The sequence below is a fragment of the Blastomonas sp. AAP25 genome (assembly GCF_001295965.1).
In the GTDB taxonomy this organism is placed as follows: Bacteria; Pseudomonadota; Alphaproteobacteria; order Sphingomonadales; family Sphingomonadaceae; genus Blastomonas; species Blastomonas fulva.
In genome coordinates, this window is record NZ_LJHP01000020.1 from 35,293 (window position 1) to 53,322 (window position 18,030).

The following is an 18,030-nucleotide window of genomic DNA, read 5'->3' on the forward strand; positions in this document are numbered from 1 at the left end:
GCTGAAGGTCTTGCACCCCTGATCGCGCTTGCATGGTCCGGGCGCAGACACCACAGCATCACAACCCGGTCATACAGACAGGGTTGGTCCACCAACCTGCCCTCGGGCAGGTTGAGCGACCGCATTTGTGTGGCTGGCCATCGTTCCAACATTACCAAGAAAAGCGCACTCCGGAGGGTTTCATGGCAGGCAGGCTTCAAGATCGCATCGCAATCGTCACCGGCGCAGCGGGCGGAATCGGGGCTGCCACCGCAGCGCGTCTCGCTGCAGATGGCGCGACAGTGGTGATGGCCGATATCGATAAGAGCCGCGTTTCGCAGGAGGCCGCAAAAGTGCCCGGTGCTGTGCCGATGGCGATCGACCTCACCAGCGAGGCCGATGTGCAGGCTATGGTCAAAAGCATCGCCGCGCAATTCGGCCGTATCGACATCCTGCACAACAACGCTGCCATCCAGAGCGAGGCGCAACGCCAGCAGGATCTCGATGTCGTCAATCTCGACACTGCCGCCTGGGACATGGCGATGTCCGTCAATGTGCGCGGAGCGATGCTGATGTGCAAATACGCGATCCCGCACATGATCGCTTCTGGCGGCGGGTCGATCATCCACAGCGCATCGGGCTTCGGGGTTGCGGGCGAAGCGACGCTGACCGCTTATGGCGCGTCCAAAGCGGCGCTGATCCAGCTCAACCGCATGGTCGCAACCCAGTACGGACGCCAGAACATCCGCTCGAACTGCGTGGTGATCGGCTTCGTGCTCACCGAAATGGCAATCGAATCGACTCCCGATATCGTCAAGGACATCCTGGCATCGCACCATCTGACGCCAGAGCTCGGCCGCCCGGAAGATGTGGCCAATGTCGTCGCCTTCCTTGCCTCCGACGAAAGCCGATTCATCACCGGCGCAGCGATCCCGGTGGACGGCGGCTTTACCGCGCATCAGGCAAGTTATGCGGATTTCCAGAAGCTGTTCGCGCAGATGGGAAGCGGCAAGCTTTAGAGGGACATTTCGGCAAGCCGGTCCATGCCGCGCACTGGGTCGGTCATGCCATCCCATTTCACGTGCGCCTGGTGCATCAGCGCCAGCGAACCAAGCATGGCGGGCGAAAGCTCCATCAGTTCGGTATAGGCGCCGTTTGCAGCGCGCGTGTCGAACAGGCAGAAGCGCTCACCCGAAGGCATCGTGCCGCTAAAGGCGATTTGATGCCCGGCCGCCGATAGCCTGGCGTGGCCCACATCGAAATCGCAGCGCGGCATGACATGATGGAGGCCCTCGCCCCGCTCGGCCAGAAAATCGCGGAAAGGCGAAGCACCGTCATTGGTCTGCTCAAGCAGTTCGATCAGCAGGCCGCCCGAGAACCCGAAGCCAACACGCATCGAGACGGCGGTCGGCGCGCTATAATAGAGCTGACCGGGCAACACCGGCGCATCGAAGACGAAGAACGGCCCCACGCCCAGATCGCGCGTCCAGTGGCGCAATGCCGCGTCCAGATCACGGGTGACATGACACAGCTCGATGATCGCGCCTTCAGCCTGCATCAGCCCATCCTTGAGGATCTGTTCGCTCTGCAAACCCCTTTGCCCGCGCGGCGACTTGTGCCCGGCGACCGGAAAGGTCGATCCTTGGAACATGGGGAGGAATGGCGTCCAGCGCGACCAGCGTCACCTTGCGGATCATGCCGTCCAGCGGCGCATCCGACGGCACACCCTGCCAACGCGCCATCATCCAGCCTTCATGCAGTCCGCAGCAGTCGATCCAGTTGGCAATTCCCGGGTCGGCCAGCGCAATTGCATAAGTGACGGTGCCATCAGCGTTGGCGCATGTCTGGCTTTTGTTCAGGCTAGCCAGTCGCAGCATCGGGTCGGGCGCGATCGTCCAGGGGTCGGTAATCTGGAAACCGGTGTAATAGCTGCCCACCGGGTCAAGCGTCACCAGCATCGCTTCATTATCGCCAATGCGGAAGCGGCCCCCTGCCAGATACCCCCAGTTGCCATCGCGGCCATTGGGGCCGACCAGCCGGTTGGGCTCGGGATAGCCCAGAAAATCGTCCTTGAAGCAGCTCCAGAAGGCGACCCAGGCGGGCATGTGCTCGATGATCGCCGCGGCTATGGCATCCTCGCTGCGCGGCTGCCATCCGGCCGGAGGATCCAGCCGCCGCACGGCAACCTCTGCCGGGCGCTGGTTCCAGTCGACCTGGCTGTCGCGGGTATAGATCTGGATGCGACCCGGCTGGCTTTGCAAATGCAGCGGCCCGCCCGGCTGCGGCCCGACCGTCAGCGTCACCGCATTGTGTGGATCGCAGTGCGGCAGCAGCTGCTGCAGGGTCAGCGCACCGATATTGTGTCCAAGGCCGGCGTGATGCTCGGGCTCCATCTCGATCACGATGCTGAACTGCGGCGGATCAGCCGAAAAGCGGATGTCGATCTGGTACTGTCCACTGCCGTCGATCGGAATTTCGCGGTTGAAATTGTCCGGATTGTCCACCGCGACCGCCGCGCCGTGATAGACATGTCCAAACCAGTGGCGCGGCGGATTGGAGACGTTCCACACGACGCGCGGGTCGGCGGTATCGCCATTGGCCTCACGCATCGCCAGCGCCAGCACCCATTGATCGAGCGCGTTGTCCAGCCGAAGCGCACCATCGCCGGTCCGGCTGACCGGATCGGCCAACATGTGCCGCCTTGCAGCCTCACGCGCGGCGAGGACATCGGCGCGTTCAATCAGGCGCAGTGCCAGCATCTCGGCGGCCTGCTGGTCGCGGGTATACAGCGGGTTGGTCATGCGATCGTCCCGACGCGGCCACCTTCGACGAAGACCGTGCTTCCGGTGGTATAGCTCGACGCGTCGGAGGCCAGCAGGATCGCTGCCCCCACCGCCTCGTCGGCAGCGCCGAAGCGCTTGATCGCGTTGCGTTCCGCCAGGCCCAGTCCCTTGTGGATGTCGGCCTCCTGGCCATCGGGGCTCATCGAGCCGACACACAGGCAGTTGACGCGCGTATGGGGCGCCTGTGTCTTGGCCAGCTCGCGCACCAGAAACAGCAGCGCCGCCTTGCTCACGCCATAGGCCACCGCAGGCGGAATCGGGGTGAACCCGCCGCAGCTCTGCACCGAGATAATCGAGCCACGACCGTGCGCCTGCATGTCTGCTTCGGTCAATTGGATCAGCCACCAGGTCGCCATGACATTGACATCCATCGCGGTTTTCCAGACCGCGTCGGTGTTTGCCCAAAGCCCGCCATCATGGGCGTAGACCACGCCGGCGGCGGCATTGTTGAACACGATGTGGATCGAACCGAACTCGGCACGGGCGCGGGTGACGAGCCGGTCGAGGTCCGCCCTGCTGCCTGCGTCAGCGACAACCGCTAGCGCCCGTCCGCCACTCAGCGCGTTGATCTCGCCAGCGATGCGGTCAAGCCGATCCTGCGATCGTGCCGAAATGACAACATTGGCACCGAGTTCGGCGTATGCCTTGGCGACGTGCTCACCAACGCCGGGGCCGACTCCGGTCAGCACCGCAGTGCGCCCATCGAGGCGGAAGCGATCGAGAACGCTCATTGCGGCCTGCCCAGCAGACTGCCAAAGCGGTCGTAGTAATCTTTCATCCGCACGCGGACTTCGGCAACATCGATGCCGTATTGTTCGGGCGAATGCTGATGCCTGCCGATGCGCTTGGCTGCAGGATTGTCGGCAAGAAACCGTTCGATCCGCAGCTGGTGGGCCTCGCTGAAATCCAGCCCGAAGCGCGTGTGGATCCGCCGGATCGCGCCCATCGGATCGGCAACGACATCCTTGTGCGCCAGATCGATAATGCGGCTTTCGATGGCCGGATCGGCGCGTGCGGCGAGCGCGCGGTTCATCCCCGCAATCCATGTGTCCACGACATCGCGGCCGATGGCCGCCTTGTCCTTGTCTCCGCCGAACGCCGCCAGAAAACCGGCGATAAAGCTGGAGAGCGACGAGAATGTCAGTGCCGGGTCGCGGTGTGTCCATACCAGCATGGCGCCAGGATAGGCTTCGAGCAGGGCAGGAAGATCGAACAGGTGCTGCGGCGATTTGAGCGTCCAGCGGCCTTTGGGTCCCTTCCACTGGAAATTCTGCAGCAACCGTCGGTGCGAGACATACTGCCCCTCCACCCGGCCTTCGCGCAGCCAGCGCGCATAATCGGGCACACCAAGTTCGGCCGGAAAATTGGTGCTGCCGAAGTGGAATTGCATGCCGTGGTTGCATTCGCCTGGCTGGGTGCAATCGAAACGCTGGATGTCGAGAAGTTGCGGCGCGTGCTGCAGCCAGTTTTCGTACATCGCAGTGACTTCAGCGATGCGCGGGTCGGTATCGAAACTCGCCGTCTCGGTCGGCGGCCAGGGAATGTACCATTCCCATTCGCGCGGCGCCCGCGCCGCAGGGTCGAGGCACAGCAGATCATAGCTGATGGTCGTTCCGGTGCGTGGCAGGCCAACAACGATGAGCGGCGGATCGATCGGTTGCGCGGCAATTTCGGGGTGGAGGCGGTCATCCTCGACGAACCGCAGCCGGGTGCTGAGCTGCCCGACGATGTTGTGCGTCGCCAGATGGCGCAGTTGGTCATTGGGCTTCATCGCCTCGACCGCCACGACGAGCCGCTCGAAGCCGTCGCGCCAGCCGGTATCCGGACCGAGATCGGTCAGTCCAGTAGCCTGACGCGCTGCGGCTTCCAGCCCGGCGACGGTCAGCGGCGCACTCACCCCATCGCCTTTGCCATCATGTCCATCAGATCGGCGTAGTGCGGCTGGTGGATCAGCCCGCCACCCGAAATCGAAATGTTCTCGCCAGTGATGTACCGGCTTTCGTCCGAGGCCAGAAAGGCGACCAGCGCAGCAATATCATCGGGAGTCCCGAACTCGGGCGTCAGGACATGGCGCTTGATGATTTCCTTGAGCCCGGGCGCCGTCTTCTCGAGCGCCGCGGTCAGCACGACACCGGGCGCGACCGAGTTGCACCGGATGTTCTGGTGGCCGTGCTGGGTCGCTACGTACTTGGTCATGGTGATGATCGCGCCTTTGGACGCGCCATAGGCGATACGTGCCAGATCACCTGCCGAGCCGCTGTTTGACGCCGTGTTGATGATCGAACCGCCGCCGCCGCGGATCATGTGCGGGATCGCGTATTTGCAGCCGAGCAGATAGCCGCGCAGGTTGATGTCGATGATCTCGTCCCAGATATCGACCGGAATGTTGACCGCATCAGTATCGAGCGGATGCTTGGCCGGATCGGTCATCGCAGCGTTGTTGTGGAGGATGTCGAGCCGGCCAAAGTGGCTGACGGTGCGCTCGACCATCGCCTCGATCGAGGCGGGATCAAGGGCATCGAACTGGATCGCAATCGCGGCATCGCCCAGCGGATCGGCAGCAGCCTGCGCGGAATCGAAGATGACGTCGGCAATGGCCACCTGTGCGCCTTCGCTCACCATGCGCCGAGCAACCGCCGACCCGATACCGCCGCCACCGCCGGTCACGATGGCAACCTTGCCCTCCAAACGCTTCATGCCCCTGATCCTTCAGTAAACATCTTGTTGAATTCTACGAACCCCTGCAGCCGCGCCTTGCGGGCCGCCTCGACCTGCGGCTGGCTTTCCTTGCCCGGACCGTCGGGAACAATCTGCAGCGGCTCGCCTGCGAGCAGCCCTGCGAGCGCATTGTGCACGACATCGGCAGGATCGAACGCTGCCGACAGGTCAAAGCCTTGAGGCACGGTGCGCAGCAGCATCGGTGTTTTCATCAGCGGGGCCGCGATGCCGATGACGTCGATTCCGCGCTCGTTATACTCTGCCCACAGGGATTCGGCGAAGTTGATCTCGAACGCCTTGGTCGCCGAATACAACGCCAGGTTGGGCTGGCCGCCCAGCCCCGCGCCCGATGCCATCACGATGATCCCGCCGCTGCCGCGGGCCAGAAAGCCCCGACCAAAGCCATGGGCAGCATCGATCAACGTGGAGATGTTCATTCGCACCAGCCGATGGGCGCCTTCAGTCTCATCCTCGAAGAAACGGGCAAAATTGTCGGCACCAGCGTTGGAGACATAAAGGCCGACATCCAGACCGGCTGCAGCCTCCACGATCTTGAGCCCTGCATCCAGCTCCGCCAGGTCCAACGCCAGCGGGTGGACAGCGACACCGTATTCGGCAGTCAGCTCGGCCCCCAGCGCCTTTAGCGCATGAAGGCGTCGCGAGACGAGCAAGAGGTTGAACCCCATCGCGGCGAGCGCCCGCGCATAGCAGGCACCCGTTCCTTCGGATGCCCCCGCAATCACTGCCCAGGGTCCGTATCGCCGGGCGAATGCATCGGCATCAAGCGGCAGCCGGGCGAGCGACTGCACCGTCAATCTGCCTTCTTCATGGCCGCCACTCGCGCCCGCGCCGCCTCGATCCCGCGGAACAGTGCGGTGCAATTGCCCGCACCAGCATAAAACAGCATGAAAAGCGGGATCTGTTCGAGCTGCTCGTCGGTGAACTCTCCGTTGACCAGCGCCCCGGTCATCTGGATTTCGACCAGGTCTTGGCGCCCCAGCATCGCCGTTGCCCCCAGCACCATCAGCCGCTTCTCCCGGATGGTGAACGCTTCATTGCCCCACAGGTTGGCAAACTGGTTGCCGACGATTTCCTGGTTGAACGGCGAATCCTTGAACGGCTTGACCATTTCCGACGCACCCGGCCCATAGACCGCGTCGAACACGTCCAACCCTTTTTCCCAGTTCTTTTCTGTCATGGCTTCGTCCTTTGTTGGCCCGGGTAAATCACAGCGGCTGGCCGAGTGGATGTTCCAGCCCGGATGTGGACCGCGCATTGGCGCAGATCATCTCGACCATCGGCAGCCGCGCCCCAAATTTGGCAGCCTCCTCGATCGCAACTTCAAGATCCTTGACCATCAGCGACATGAAGTAGTTGCGGATGCCGGTTTCCTGCGCATCGCCCTCCGGATCGGGCCGCAGAACCATCGACAGTGCGCCTTCCAGCCCGCCGCCGGCATTCGGGTCACCGGCCAGCGCCATGCGCAGCTGGGTCAGATCGACGCCGTAGTTGCGGGCAATGACCGCGCCCTCGTATCCGGCGCGCATGCATCCGAAATAGGTGGTGTTGCGCGCGATCTTGGCTGCCATGCCGGTGCCCGGCCCGCCCATGTGGATGACCGATCCGGCAAAGCCATCGAAGATCGGCTTGGCAGCAGCCAGGTCTGCATCGCTTCCGCCGGCAAGGCAGATAAGGCCGTTCTGGCCCGATTTCGGCCCGTTGGTAACACCGCAATCGAGCAGGGTCACGCCGGCATCGGCACACAGTTGCTGTGACGTCGCCAGGTCGGTCATCGATATCGTGGACAGCAGGATCACCATCTGCCCCCGCTTGCCGGCCGCAAGAACACCATCCGGCCCGGACAGCACCGCGACCGTCTGTGCACCGTTGAGCACCGCGATCAGCACGCAGTCCGACGCTGCCGCCAGATCGCGTGGGGTAGGCGACATTGCAGGTGCGCCAGGCACAGCATCTGCTGCTTCTGCCCGCACATCGTAGATTGCCGCCAGCTGCCCGGCGCGCTGCAGGCATTGCGCCACGCCGCCGCCGATGCCGCCCAGCCCGATTACACCACCCGTTTTCATCTGCGTGTCACCCTTCATGCCACAAGGGCTGCGCGCAGCGCAGATTGCGCTTTGCCGTCCAGCCCGGCTTGTTCAAAATACGCGCCCATGCCATTCCATTTGCGATCGACTTCCGCCCACGCCGCCTCGAGATAATCCGGTCGGACACCGACAAGAGCATCGATCTGTCCGCGGCTTGGCAAAAAACCATAGCTGCCCATAAACCCTGGTTCGATCGTACCATCGCGCCACATGGTCTCGCCAAAGACGCGCGAGAGCAGATAGTCCTGCATGATGACCTCGCGCGGCACCTCCGCCAGTTCGAGCAGGAAGGCAATGGCAACCCCAGTGCGGTCCTTGCCTGCAGTGCAGTTGACCATCATCGGCGCACCGTCGCCGAGCAGCGGCTCGGCAATGCGCGTCCAGTGGCGGGCGAGCGCTGCGGGAATCGAGCGGTAGGTTTCCTTCATCGTCTCGATCGCGATCTCCGGCTCGGGCCCCTGGCGCAACCGCTCGCGGCCCTCATCGCCGAACACGCGCAGATCGGCATCGACCTCGAGACCCAGCCAGGTGCACTGTGCGCCATGCCAGTCATGCGGCGCTTCGGCACGCTCCCCTGCCGAACGAAGATCGACGATCGTGCGAATACCGAGCCCTGCAAGATAGCTGCAATCTGCCGAGGTGAAGTTGCGTGGCCCCTCGCTGCGGTAGACAAGGCCAGAGCGCACATGGCCGCCCGCCGCGGGGAGGTCCCCCAGGTCGCGAAAATTGAGGCTGATGGCCGGGCGCGTCATTCAGGCGGCCGGGTAGACTGGTATAGCACCGGCCATCTGCGTGTAGAAACCAGGATCAAACCAGACGTGCTCGACGTAGTGCCCCAGCGTTGCTCGCTCGTCGGTATAGGCAAAGCGCATCACCTCGCCCATGCCGCCGCGGTACACCACAGGATGCCGCTCCGGGTCGATCGACTCCATATGCGCATCGAAGTCCGCGAGCAAACCTTCGACACGGATGCAGACATGGTGAAACTTCATGGCAAAGCTGCCGTCGGCCGGTAGGCTTTCGGCATACATGGCATTGCCGTCCAATGGCTCGATCAGCTCGATCTCGGTGCCACCGACATTCGCCAGCGCAATCCGCAGGCGATAGGGGTGCGAGCACTCCATGCCCGGCGCATCGTTGGCGAAGACAAAGAACGCGGGCACGTCGAACGCATCGCGCCACAGCGCCATCGCCTGGTCAAGATCGCTGGTGACATAGGCAATCTGGCTATGCCGGGCATCGGGGCGCGCGAACACCGTCCAATCCTCCTAGTTGCTGATGATCTTGCCGCCATCGATGACCAGCGTATCGCCGGTATGATAGCGTGAAAGATCGCTGGCGAGATAGACGGCGGCACCCCACAGATCGTCGGGATTGCCGGCCCGGCCGAGCGGGGCCTTGGCCGCCACAATCTCGGCGATCATGTTGCCGATCGCCGGATCGGCCATTGTCATTTCTGTGATGATGAACCCCGGCGCAATGACGTTGCAGCGGATGCCGTGCGGGCCAAGTTCTGCGGCGATCCCCTTCGCCAAGGCAGCAAGCGCGCCCTTGGCCGCGCCGTAATGCGTCATCGTCGGCACGCCCTGGAAGATAGAGCCGCTGCCGCAGACGATCATTGATCCGCCACCCCCGCGTTCGACCATGTGCCGGGCCACCTCGCGCAGGGTAAACACCACCCCATGCTGGTTGACGTTGATCAACTGGTGATAGGTATCGGCATCCATATCAATGAACGGCTTCTGGCTGGCGATGCCTGCATTTGCGACCACCGTGTCGATCCTGCCCATGACTCGGATCGCCGATTCGACACCCGCCACGATAGCAGCCTCGTCGGTGACATCGATGCAATCTGCATGCACCCGCACGCCCAGTGCGCGCAGCTTTTCCATGGCACGCGCGTTGGCATCGGCGCGGCGACCCCAAAGCACGATGTCGCTGCCGGCGCGGGCAAGGCCTTCGGCAAATCCGAAGCCCAGGCCCGAATTGGCACCCGTCACCAGCGCCACCTTGCCGGTCAGATCGAACAGATTTTCGGCCATGCCGCGCTTGCATCCTCACACATGTCTTATGGCACCGGGCTACGCCTGTCGCAGCATCAGGCGGCATATCTTTTGGTAGGCCAACACCAGAATTTATCCCTGTCTAGGCTGGGCAGGCTGAGGGAAGGAACAAGGCATGGGCGAAAGTGCACGGCTAGGAGAGGTGTTCGACATCGTCGACATGCACGCACCCGTGCTCAGCGAGGTGCAGCAGGCGGCGCTGACGCAGGCGGCGCAGATGCAGTTCGACTTCACGTCGGAAGCGATATTGGACGCTGCCCGGACCGGGACCGGCCTTTCCGATTTCGGCGCCATGGATTTCGTCGAGCGTCTCGACCTGTGGTGCCAATGCGTCAAGGACGATGCCTTTCTGTCGCCGGTGTCGCATGCGGCGCTGTGGATGATGTTCGTGCGCTATGCGTCGGACCGGTTGCGGGTCGAGGATATCTGCAAGCGCCATCCCGAAATTCTGGACATCCAAATCGACCGCCCGATCATCGTCGCCGGGCCGCCGCGCTCGGGAACGACCCATCTGCTCGGCCTGCTGTCGGCGGACACCCGCCTGCGCTCGCTGCCATGGTGGGAGGCGATCGCGCCTGTACCTACCGAAGCGGATGCGCCCAACCCTGCAGATACCAACCCCCGCCGCTCCCGCGCCGATGCCGGATGGCAGCAGCAGGACGCGATGATGCCGCTGTTCAAATACATGCACGAATTCTCGCCCGATCACATCAGCGAGGATATCGAACTGCAGGCGCTCGATTTTTCATCCTATCTGATCGAATGGATGGTGCTCGCGCCGAGATGGCGCGATTTTTATCTGAGCCACGACCAGACCGGCACCTACGCCTATCTGAAAAAAGGCCTGCAGGTCCTTACGTTCCTGAAAGGCCCGAACCGCTGGGTCATCAAGTGCCCGCAGCACATGGAACAGCTGCCGGTGCTGCAAAAGACCTTTCCCGAAGCGACCTATGTCATCACCCACCGGGATCCGGTGGGCTCGATCCGCTCGACGCTGTCGATGTGGCTTTATGCTGCACGGATCCTGCGCACAAAAACCGATCCGCAAGAGCCCAAGGCATATTGGATTGATCGCTACAAAACCCTGCTGTCGCGGTGCGTGCGCGACCATGATTGCCTGCCCCCTGCGCAGACTATCGATGTCTATTTCCACGAATGGATCAAGAATCCCGATGCTATCCTGCACGAGATCTATCGTAAGGCCGGGATTACGCTCGACGATGCGACGCTGGCGACGCTGCATGCATACCATGCCGACCACGACCCGGCCGTGAAAGGCCGCGTGGTCTTCAACCTCGAGCGGGATTTTGCGATCACCGCCGACGAGATACGACAGGACTTCCAGTTCTACTTCGACAGGTTCCCGGTACAACGCGAAGTCCGCTAACTTTGCCCAAGGAGCAAGATTTCATGCCCAAAATCAATCTGGTCACGCGCGACGGCACGGCATCGATCATCGAGGCAGGCACCGACCTGACGCTGATGGAAGCGATCCGCGACAATGGCTGCGACGAATTGCTGGCGTTGTGCGGCGGCTGCTGTTCCTGTGCCACGTGCCATGTCCATATCGATGACGCCTTCCTCGCCCGGATCCCGGCGATGAGCGAGGACGAAAACGATCTGCTCGACAGTTCCGAGCATCGCAACGCCAACAGTCGGCTCTCGTGCCAGATCGCGCTGACTGAAGCGCTCGACGGCATCACCGTGACGCTGGCCAAGGAAGACTGATCATGTCCGATGCGCTGGCCGAGGTTCAGGCGTTCTTCACCGAATGGCGACCGACGCTGGCAGATATGTTGGCAGCGATGGATCGCCGCTTCACGAACGAGACAGTCTGGGAGAATGTTGGTCTCTCAAAAACCGTCGGATTTGCCGAGGCCAAGGCGTTCATGGACGGATTTGCACAAATGTATCCGATCGAAAGCGCCGAGGTGATCGTCCACCACATCGCTGCGCACGGTAATATCGTGCTGACCGAACGTACCGACAATTTCTTTGATGCCATGGGGCGGCAGATCGTCTCGGTCAAGCTGATGGGGGTATTCGAAATGGACGGGCCCAAAATCGTCGCCTGGCGTGACTATTTCGACACCGCCAAGGGCTTCTGAACGTGAACGCACCCCTTCCTGTCTGGGCCGAATTGCCCGTCCTGCCGGCACGCGAATTGGTGCCTTTGGTGCAGGCCTGGGAGGACGCTGGCGTGGAAGGGCTGTGGGCACCCCAGATCTTCGGTGCTCCCTTTGCCACGCTTGCCGCTGCTGCAGCGGTGACCCGGCGCATCAAGCTGGGAACCGGGATCGCGCTCGCCTTTACCCGCAGTCCGCTTGAGACCGCCTGCAGCGCCATCGATCTGGACCATATCAGCGACGGGCGAGTCGTTCTCGGGCTCGGCTCCAGCGCAGAAAGCCAGATCGAGGGCAGCTTCGGCATGGTCTATGGCAAGCCGCTCGCGCATATGCGCGAGGTCGTATCCCAGGTGCGTGCGGTCATTGCGCAGGGGCACACAGGGCAGCTCCAGCGGCTGGAGGGAGACTATCACACGCTCGATCTGTCGCATTTCCGGCTTATCGCGCCGCCGCGCCGCTCAGCCATTCCGGTGTATCTGCCCGCGATCTTCGAAAAGGCCTGCGAACAGGCCGGCGCAATTGCCGATGGCTTGCTGGGGCATCCTTTATGGACCACCCAATGGATTGCAGAGAAGGTTATCCCCCATCTCGAGGCCGGTCTGGCCAATGCGGGGCGCCCGCGATCAGCGGTCACGGTCAACCTGATGATCTTCACCGTGATCAACGAGAACCGCGCCGAGGCCATTGCCGATGCGCGGGCCAATCTGGCATTCTACACCCAGTCCCCGCAGTATCTTCGATATTTCGAGGGCATCGGTTTCGGCAAGGAAGCCAGGGCCATCCAGGCAGCTTTTGCCGTGCAGGACTTTGACGCAATGACAAGAGCCTGTCCCGACGAGATGGTCAGCGTCATCAATATTCTGGGCAGCGCTGACGAGGTCCGCGAGTTGGTCGCGGAACGGGCAGTTTCGGTCGATGCCATTACCCCTGTGGTTCCCCAGTTCGGCATGCCGCTCGAAAAGGCAGCCGTCTATCGCCAGCGCATCGCGGATCTGTTCTATGGTTGACGACAGGGCCCCTGATCAACCGGCGTTGTGGTGGGCGGTCGCGCGGTCGGAAGAATTGTCGCAGACCAAGCCTATCAATGTCGATCTCGGCAATCAGCCGGTGGTGTTGTGGCGCGATGCGCAAGGCACAGCACGGGCGCTGGAAGATCGCTGCCCGCACCGCAGGGCTCCGTTGTCGCTGGGGTGCATTCTGGGAAGCGGCATGATCCAGTGCGGCTATCATGGCTGGACATTCGATGGTGCCACGGGCCATCTCAAGGACATTCCCAACCTCAAGAGCCAGCAGAAATTCCCGCCATTGTACAGGGCGGTGGCCTTTGCAGTGGCTGAAGCCGGTGGCTTTGTCTGGATCAGCTCTAACCCTGAGGCCACCGCTCCGCAGCTTGTCAGCAGTATCGATCTGCCGCTCGGCGGCACCAGCCAGCTTTCACTACCGCATACCGAGTTCCTCAACGCGCTTTACGATGACCCATCGCTGGTCATCGCCATCCGCGGCATCCGCTTCACCCCGTATCTTGCCACCGAACTGATGGAACAGAACGGCCTGTTGGTGATGGAACGCAACTGCCAGTGGGCCGGACCACGCTGGCCGGCACCGTTCATGCCAGAATTTCCGGTATCGCTGCGGATCGCGACCCAACCCGACACTGGTGAGAGCGAGCTTGTGCTGCGCGATGCCGCCTACAACGAACTGCTGCGCGTGATTGTCGCCCCGGTCCCTGCCGGACGAGGGGTGACGCAGGTTCGCTGGCGCGCAAGGCTTTCACCATCGCGCGCGGGCATGATGGCCCGCCTGTTGGGAGCAGGGGCCCCATTCTCCATCCGCCCGGCGGTCGATGGTGCCGCCTTGCGCGTGTTGCGGCCCTCGGTTTCGGTGCACGCCGAAGCCTTGCGACAGGACATCCTTGAGCGGCGCTCCGCCGCATTATTGCAGACTGATCCGGGAGATTGACCATGCTCGATACAGACCAGAATGCCGCCAGTGCCCATGATGGCTTGGCAGAAGCCATGCAGCCAGCCGCTTTCCAGAAGGCGGTCAACAGCTGGGTCCCGCATGACATTGTACTGAAAGACGCCTGGTTCCCGCTGGCCCACAGCTTTGCCGTCACCGCAAGGCCTGTCCGGCGCTCTGTCTATTCGCAGCCGTTTTTCCTGTGGCGCGAAGACGGGAAAGCGGTTGCGGCCGAATGTCACCCCCATGATGCCGACCGGGCCGATAGCAGTGCGTTCAGCGATGCGCGCGGCCGCTATCCCGTGCTTGAACATTACGGCTATGTCTGGGGATGGTATGGCAACCCTGCCAATGCCGACCCGGCGCATCTGCCCAGCATTCCCTATCTGCCTGATAACGGCAACCTACCGCGGCACATGCTGGGCACCGTGCGCTTCGATTGCTGCGCGCCGCTCAGCCTGGAAAACCTGATCGACCTCACCCACTCAGATTTCCTGCATGCCGATGTGGTGGGAGACGAGAAGATGGACAAGGAAGTGGTCGAAGTGTTCTATGACACCGAGACGATCACCATGGTGCGGACGTGCACCAACAAATCTGTCGCCCCGATCATGAAATGGTTCGGCGGGGTGAAGGACGATGTGCAGCAGGTTCGCCAGGTCATCCGCATCTATCTGCGCAGCCATGCCGCAATTGCTTATGGACGCTTCAGCCCGGGCGACAATGTGCAGCTGTTCCATCCGTGCGTGCCCGAAACCCGCGACCGCACCCGGCTGGATTATGCGATGAACACGTCGAACGTCAAAAAGACGAACCCGTTCCGCTACATGATGCCCAAGGCCAGCTACAAGGTATCGCGGCAGGACAGCTCGATGACCAGCCCGCAAAGCCCGCGCTACATGCACCCCGAAAGCCGCAGGGACCTGCACTCGCCGCTTGACGAGGCCGGGCAGAAATACCGCGTGCTGATGCTGGCGCTCGCAGAAAGGCAGGCGCGCGGCGACTTTGCCTATCGTGACAATGTCAGCGCCGATTGCAGCACCATCATCGGGTACGACGGCAAGTGAGCGGCCTGACCAACGCCGTCGGCGGCGAACGCAAATGGTGGGGCGTCATGCCCGTGCTGCCCGCTCCGGTGATGGGCGGCATGGCAAAACAGATGGAATCAGCAGGGTTCGAAGGTTGCTTTTCGCTGCAGATCTACGGACCGCCGTTCGTGCCGATGGCCGCCGTCGCAGCGATGACCGAGACGCTCAAGGTCTCGACCGGAATCGCGGTTGCCGGTACGCGCAGCCCGGTGGAAACCGCCTATGCCGCGATCGAACTCGACACCATCAGCCAGGGCCGCTTTGTCCTCGGGCTTGGCACGTCACTGCACAGCGCCCTGTCCGGCATCTATGGCGAACCCAAGCGCAAGCTGCTCACCCATCTGCGCGAGGTCGTCAAGGTGGTGCGCTATGTCAACGCCAACGCGCACAAGGGCATGGAGCCGGTCCATGGCGAATATTTCAACGCCGAATGGACCGAAATGATGCTGACCGCGCCCCCGGTGCGCGAGCATATTCCGATCTGGATTGCCGCGCTGAAGGACAAGCTGACCAGCATGGCACTGGAGATCGGCGATGGGCTGATGGTGCATGCGCTGTGGACGGTGGATTACACCGTGGGCAAGAAGCCTTTCATCGAGGGCGAGTTGGCGCGCTTTGGCCGCAAGCGCTCGGATGTCGAGGTCAACGCCTGGCCATGGGTGGCGATCAACGACGACAAGCAGCAGGCGATCGATGACAGCCGTGCCACCGTGGCGGGCTATGCCGGCTACAAGGAATACGAGCCGTTCTTCGATGCGATCGGCTTTGGCGATCTTGCGCGTGCATGCCAGCTGGCGGCGGGCGAGCATGGCGATGTTGCAGGCGTGATCGACAACGTCTCCGACGAGATGGTGCAGGCCTTCGTGAAATGCGGCCCGGTCGATGAGGTCCTCGACCAGATCGAACCCTTTTGGGACGTGGTCGATTCGCTGTGCCCGATGACGCCGTATCGCAACCTGACAATGGACCAGCTCACCGCCTACAATATGGGGATATATGCGATGGTGGCCGAAGCGCGGCGGCGCCAAGCGACCGGGTAACACGTCAACCGGCAAGACAGCTCAGGCCGCGCCAGCCACCGATTTGCCTGCAATATAGCCGGTGACCATCGCAGGGCCGATGTTGCAGCCATGCGCAGGCGATTTGCCCTGCCAGATCGAATTGGCATCCAGCCCTGCGGCCCAAAGACCGGCAATGGGCATGCCATCGTGGCCGATCACGCGGCACTGGACGTCGATCTTGACTCCCACGGTGGTAGACCCGTCGCCGGGGAAGATTTCGATGGCATAAAAAGGCCCTTCGCCCACCGGGCCGAAGCAGGCATTGGGCTTGTGCTTGGGATCACCGATCTCGATGTCGATCTGGGTCTCGCCCTTGCCGAACTGCGTGTCCCTGCCGGTGGCCGCATCGGCATTGACCTTCGCGACTGTCGCGGCCAGCCCCGCTGCGTCAATCCCGATCTTGCCTGCGAGTTCGGCCAGCGTTGCGCCGGTTTTCATGTATCCACAGGCGACCATCTGCTTGATCTTGCCGCCGCCGGGCAGCACCAGCCCCATCCCGTATTTCTTCACGAACGCCGCATTGGCGATGATGTGTGCCGGCACCGTGCCGGTCGCGTGCATCGCCTCGACAAAATGGACACTGGCCTCGTTGCCGAAGCGCTGCCCGGCGGCATTGACGGCAATGCAGCCGGGTTTGGACATGTCGATCAGATGCGCATAGCGCTCGACATAGCCATCGTCGCGGGTGCGCTTAGATACCACCGCCCAGACGGCGTTGACGTGGTTTTCCGCGCCCATCGCCGCGCCCGATGCGGTTGCCGCATTGATCCCGTCGCCCGTGTTTTCATAAGGCAGGATCGAGACGTGCTGTTCGGCAAACGGGATATACGCCTTGCGCATCGCGGCATTGGCGGAGAACCCGCCCGAGGCCAGAACCACGCCTTGCCGGGCAGTGATTTCGGTCGGCACCCCCTTGATCTTGGCGCGAACGCCTGTCACCCGGCCATCCGATGTCAGGAGGTCTTCCACCGGGCTCGCCTCGAACAGGTCTATTCCTGCATCCAGGCACGAATGCAAAAGCCGACCCGCAAGCGCATTGCCCATCGTGAGCCTCGAGCCGCGGCCAAGCTTGCGCTTGTCGAGCGCAAAGCGCACCGCGATCTTGGCCATGTACCACAGTGCCCCTGGAGACGGCAGCCTTGCGATATATTCGAGATCGAACAGGTCGATCATCATCCCGCCAGGGGCATTGAACTCCTCGCGCGGCTTTTGCAGCCTTTCAAAATTCTCGCCAAGTTGGGTTCCCACATATTCCGCCGGCGCCAGCAACCGGCCAAAGTCGACCGCGCCGGGAACATCGGGATACCAGTCGCTAGAAGGTGGAGAAATTTGAAAATCGACATGGCTGATGCTGGCCAACCACGCGACCATCTCAGGGCCATTGGCGAGATAGGCGTCGATGAGGTCGCGTTCCGCACGATTGCCGACCACACCCAGCACATATTCGCGGGCCTTTTCGATGCTGTCGTCAACGCCCTCGGCGATGGCCTGCGGGCTACCGGGAATCCAGATGCCGCCTCCGGAGATCGCGGTTGTGCCACCGAAATGCGGTGCCTTTTCCAGGACCGCGACCGAATGGCCCGCCTTGGCGGCAACGAGGGCTGCGGTCAGTCCGGCCGCGCCCGATCCCATGACGACGACATCATATTGCATCCCACTACCTCTCACGCGCACATGATCGCGCGCATCGCGCGATCATCGATGCCAAGCTGGCCCGCGCAATCGAGCGCATCCCAATATTCACGCCACCACGCAATCTTGCCGTCGCCATCGAGATCGAACACCCCCACGACGTGCGTGGTCGTCGCCTGACCGTTGGCGAGTTGCCTGACGGTATCGACCCGTTCGGTAAACACCGTATCGCCGCTGACCGCGACGTGAAGTATATCGCAGGCACAGTCGGCATAGAGCTTATACTGCCGCTCCATTTCCCCGCAGATGGCATCCGCGCCAATCCGCACCGGTGCGATCGGCACGATCGGCTGGTAACGGGCATCGGGTGCCAGCATCGATCGCAACGCCGCGCCATCCAGGTTGCTAGTATGAAACAGCGCCAGAAACGCGCGCACTGTCTGTTCATGCTGCATG

At 62.5% G+C, this 18,030-nt stretch carries 21 protein-coding genes; 8 read left to right on the forward strand and 13 right to left on the reverse strand.

Annotated elements, in window-relative coordinates:
- Window positions 1-182: 182 nt before the first annotated feature.
- Window positions 183-998 (forward strand): SDR family NAD(P)-dependent oxidoreductase, encoded by an 816-nt coding sequence (locus IP68_RS13295; RefSeq protein ID WP_054135489.1) that lies wholly within the window; start codon window positions 183-185, stop codon window positions 996-998.
- Here the strand turns inward: IP68_RS13295 and IP68_RS13300 are convergent.
- From IP68_RS13300 to IP68_RS13350, 11 genes are read right to left on the reverse strand one after another with little or no spacing between them, the layout of a single operon-like run.
- Window positions 995-1,537: a VOC family protein gene (locus IP68_RS13300; RefSeq protein ID WP_231683988.1), complete on the reverse strand. Its 543-nt coding sequence runs from the start codon at window positions 1,535-1,537 to the stop codon at window positions 995-997. The genes IP68_RS13295 and IP68_RS13300 overlap by 4 nt on opposite strands.
- On the reverse strand, window positions 1,527-2,780 hold the full coding sequence (locus tag IP68_RS13305; RefSeq protein ID WP_054135490.1) for a hypothetical protein: 1,254 nt from the start codon (window positions 2,778-2,780) through the stop codon (window positions 1,527-1,529). The genes IP68_RS13300 and IP68_RS13305 overlap by 11 nt, the downstream gene beginning before the upstream one ends.
- Window positions 2,777-3,553 carry an SDR family NAD(P)-dependent oxidoreductase gene (locus IP68_RS13310; RefSeq protein WP_054135491.1) on the reverse strand — a complete coding sequence of 259 codons (777 nt, stop codon included), beginning with the start codon at window positions 3,551-3,553 and terminating at the stop codon, window positions 2,777-2,779. The genes IP68_RS13305 and IP68_RS13310 overlap by 4 nt, the downstream gene beginning before the upstream one ends.
- Window positions 3,550-4,719 carry a sulfotransferase gene (locus IP68_RS13315; protein ID WP_054135492.1) on the reverse strand — a complete coding sequence of 390 codons (1,170 nt, stop codon included), beginning with the start codon at window positions 4,717-4,719 and terminating at the stop codon, window positions 3,550-3,552. The genes IP68_RS13310 and IP68_RS13315 overlap by 4 nt, the downstream gene beginning before the upstream one ends.
- A complete protein-coding gene (locus tag IP68_RS13320; protein ID WP_054135493.1) occupies window positions 4,716-5,519 on the reverse strand; it encodes an SDR family NAD(P)-dependent oxidoreductase in 804 nt (267 codons plus the stop codon). The genes IP68_RS13315 and IP68_RS13320 overlap by 4 nt, the downstream gene beginning before the upstream one ends.
- Window positions 5,516-6,349, reverse strand: coding sequence for an SDR family oxidoreductase (locus IP68_RS13325; protein ID WP_054135494.1), 834 nt, complete (start codon window positions 6,347-6,349; stop codon window positions 5,516-5,518). The genes IP68_RS13320 and IP68_RS13325 overlap by 4 nt, the downstream gene beginning before the upstream one ends.
- A 2-nt stretch (window positions 6,350-6,351) precedes the next feature.
- Window positions 6,352-6,738 (reverse strand): carboxymuconolactone decarboxylase family protein, encoded by a 387-nt coding sequence (locus IP68_RS13330; RefSeq protein WP_054135495.1) that lies wholly within the window; start codon window positions 6,736-6,738, stop codon window positions 6,352-6,354.
- Between the two features lie 28 nt (window positions 6,739-6,766).
- On the reverse strand, window positions 6,767-7,624 hold the full coding sequence (locus tag IP68_RS13335) for an NAD(P)-dependent oxidoreductase (protein WP_054135793.1): 858 nt from the start codon (window positions 7,622-7,624) through the stop codon (window positions 6,767-6,769).
- Window positions 7,625-7,638: 14 nt separating this feature from the next.
- Complete coding sequence (locus IP68_RS13340; protein WP_054135496.1) at window positions 7,639-8,397, reverse strand: tyrosine-protein phosphatase; 759 nt, start codon at window positions 8,395-8,397, stop codon at window positions 7,639-7,641.
- Window positions 8,398-8,901 (reverse strand): VOC family protein, encoded by a 504-nt coding sequence (locus tag IP68_RS13345; protein WP_054135497.1) that lies wholly within the window; start codon window positions 8,899-8,901, stop codon window positions 8,398-8,400.
- A gap of 12 nt (window positions 8,902-8,913) precedes the next feature.
- Complete coding sequence (locus IP68_RS13350) at window positions 8,914-9,687, reverse strand: SDR family oxidoreductase (protein WP_054135498.1); 774 nt, start codon at window positions 9,685-9,687, stop codon at window positions 8,914-8,916.
- A 136-nt stretch (window positions 9,688-9,823) separates the two neighbouring features.
- Here IP68_RS13350 and IP68_RS13355 point away from each other — a divergent pair, with 136 nt between their 5' ends.
- Genes IP68_RS13355 through IP68_RS13385 form a run of 7 tightly spaced genes read left to right on the forward strand, consistent with a single transcriptional unit; the run spans window position 9,824 to window position 15,921 of the window.
- The gene (locus IP68_RS13355) at window positions 9,824-11,095 is read left to right on the forward strand and encodes a sulfotransferase (protein WP_054135499.1); all 1,272 of its coding nucleotides are present in this window, start codon (window positions 9,824-9,826) and stop codon (window positions 11,093-11,095) included.
- 23 nt (window positions 11,096-11,118) lie between these two features.
- A complete protein-coding gene (locus IP68_RS13360) occupies window positions 11,119-11,436 on the forward strand; it encodes a 2Fe-2S iron-sulfur cluster-binding protein (protein ID WP_054135794.1) in 318 nt (105 codons plus the stop codon).
- Between the two features lie 2 nt (window positions 11,437-11,438).
- Window positions 11,439-11,816, forward strand: coding sequence for a limonene-1,2-epoxide hydrolase family protein (locus tag IP68_RS13365; protein WP_054135500.1), 378 nt, complete (start codon window positions 11,439-11,441; stop codon window positions 11,814-11,816).
- 2 nt (window positions 11,817-11,818) lie between these two features.
- Window positions 11,819-12,841, forward strand: a complete 1,023-nt coding sequence (locus tag IP68_RS13370; protein WP_054135501.1) for an LLM class flavin-dependent oxidoreductase — start codon at window positions 11,819-11,821, stop codon at window positions 12,839-12,841.
- Complete coding sequence (locus IP68_RS13375; RefSeq protein ID WP_054135502.1) at window positions 12,834-13,793, forward strand: Rieske (2Fe-2S) protein; 960 nt, start codon at window positions 12,834-12,836, stop codon at window positions 13,791-13,793. Before IP68_RS13370 ends, IP68_RS13375 begins: the two co-directional genes overlap by 8 nt.
- Before the next feature lie 2 nt (window positions 13,794-13,795).
- Complete coding sequence (locus IP68_RS13380) at window positions 13,796-14,860, forward strand: oxygenase (RefSeq protein ID WP_231683991.1); 1,065 nt, start codon at window positions 13,796-13,798, stop codon at window positions 14,858-14,860.
- On the forward strand, window positions 14,857-15,921 hold the full coding sequence (locus tag IP68_RS13385; protein ID WP_054135503.1) for an LLM class flavin-dependent oxidoreductase: 1,065 nt from the start codon (window positions 14,857-14,859) through the stop codon (window positions 15,919-15,921). Before IP68_RS13380 ends, IP68_RS13385 begins: the two co-directional genes overlap by 4 nt.
- A 21-nt stretch (window positions 15,922-15,942) precedes the next feature.
- Here the strand turns inward: IP68_RS13385 and IP68_RS13390 are convergent, their stop codons facing one another.
- Both IP68_RS13390 and IP68_RS13395 read right to left on the reverse strand, forming a co-directional pair.
- Window positions 15,943-17,595: an FAD-dependent oxidoreductase gene (locus IP68_RS13390; RefSeq protein WP_054135504.1), complete on the reverse strand. Its 1,653-nt coding sequence runs from the start codon at window positions 17,593-17,595 to the stop codon at window positions 15,943-15,945.
- An 11-nt stretch (window positions 17,596-17,606) separates the two neighbouring features.
- Window positions 17,607-18,029, reverse strand: a complete 423-nt coding sequence (locus IP68_RS13395) for a limonene-1,2-epoxide hydrolase family protein (protein ID WP_054135505.1) — start codon at window positions 18,027-18,029, stop codon at window positions 17,607-17,609.
- Between the last annotated feature and the right edge of the window lies 1 nt (window position 18,030).

Coding starts and splice junctions, on each gene's coding strand:
- IP68_RS13305 (WP_054135490.1), bottom strand. CDS start 2,780: ATGACCAACCCGCTGTATACCCGCGACCAGCAGGCCGCCGAGATGCTG.
- IP68_RS13335 (WP_054135793.1), bottom strand. CDS start 7,624: ATGAAAACGGGTGGTGTAATCGGGCTGGGCGGCATCGGCGGCGGCGTG.
- IP68_RS13350 (WP_054135498.1), bottom strand. CDS start 9,687: ATGGCCGAAAATCTGTTCGATCTGACCGGCAAGGTGGCGCTGGTGACG.
- IP68_RS13340 (WP_054135496.1), bottom strand. CDS start 8,397: ATGACGCGCCCGGCCATCAGCCTCAATTTTCGCGACCTGGGGGACCTC.
- IP68_RS13390 (WP_054135504.1), bottom strand. CDS start 17,595: ATGCAATATGATGTCGTCGTCATGGGATCGGGCGCGGCCGGACTGACC.
- IP68_RS13355 (WP_054135499.1), top strand. CDS start 9,824: ATGGGCGAAAGTGCACGGCTAGGAGAGGTGTTCGACATCGTCGACATG.
- IP68_RS13380 (WP_231683991.1), top strand. CDS start 13,796: ATGCTCGATACAGACCAGAATGCCGCCAGTGCCCATGATGGCTTGGCA.
- IP68_RS13295 (WP_054135489.1), top strand. CDS start 183: ATGGCAGGCAGGCTTCAAGATCGCATCGCAATCGTCACCGGCGCAGCG.
- IP68_RS13395 (WP_054135505.1), bottom strand. CDS start 18,029: ATGCAGCATGAACAGACAGTGCGCGCGTTTCTGGCGCTGTTTCATACT.
- IP68_RS13360 (WP_054135794.1), top strand. CDS start 11,119: ATGCCCAAAATCAATCTGGTCACGCGCGACGGCACGGCATCGATCATC.
- IP68_RS13310 (WP_054135491.1), bottom strand. CDS start 3,553: ATGAGCGTTCTCGATCGCTTCCGCCTCGATGGGCGCACTGCGGTGCTG.
- IP68_RS13365 (WP_054135500.1), top strand. CDS start 11,439: ATGTCCGATGCGCTGGCCGAGGTTCAGGCGTTCTTCACCGAATGGCGA.
- IP68_RS13300 (WP_231683988.1), bottom strand. CDS start 1,537: ATGCAGGCTGAAGGCGCGATCATCGAGCTGTGTCATGTCACCCGTGAT.
- IP68_RS13320 (WP_054135493.1), bottom strand. CDS start 5,519: ATGAAGCGTTTGGAGGGCAAGGTTGCCATCGTGACCGGCGGTGGCGGC.
- IP68_RS13330 (WP_054135495.1), bottom strand. CDS start 6,738: ATGACAGAAAAGAACTGGGAAAAAGGGTTGGACGTGTTCGACGCGGTC.
- IP68_RS13375 (WP_054135502.1), top strand. CDS start 12,834: ATGGTTGACGACAGGGCCCCTGATCAACCGGCGTTGTGGTGGGCGGTC.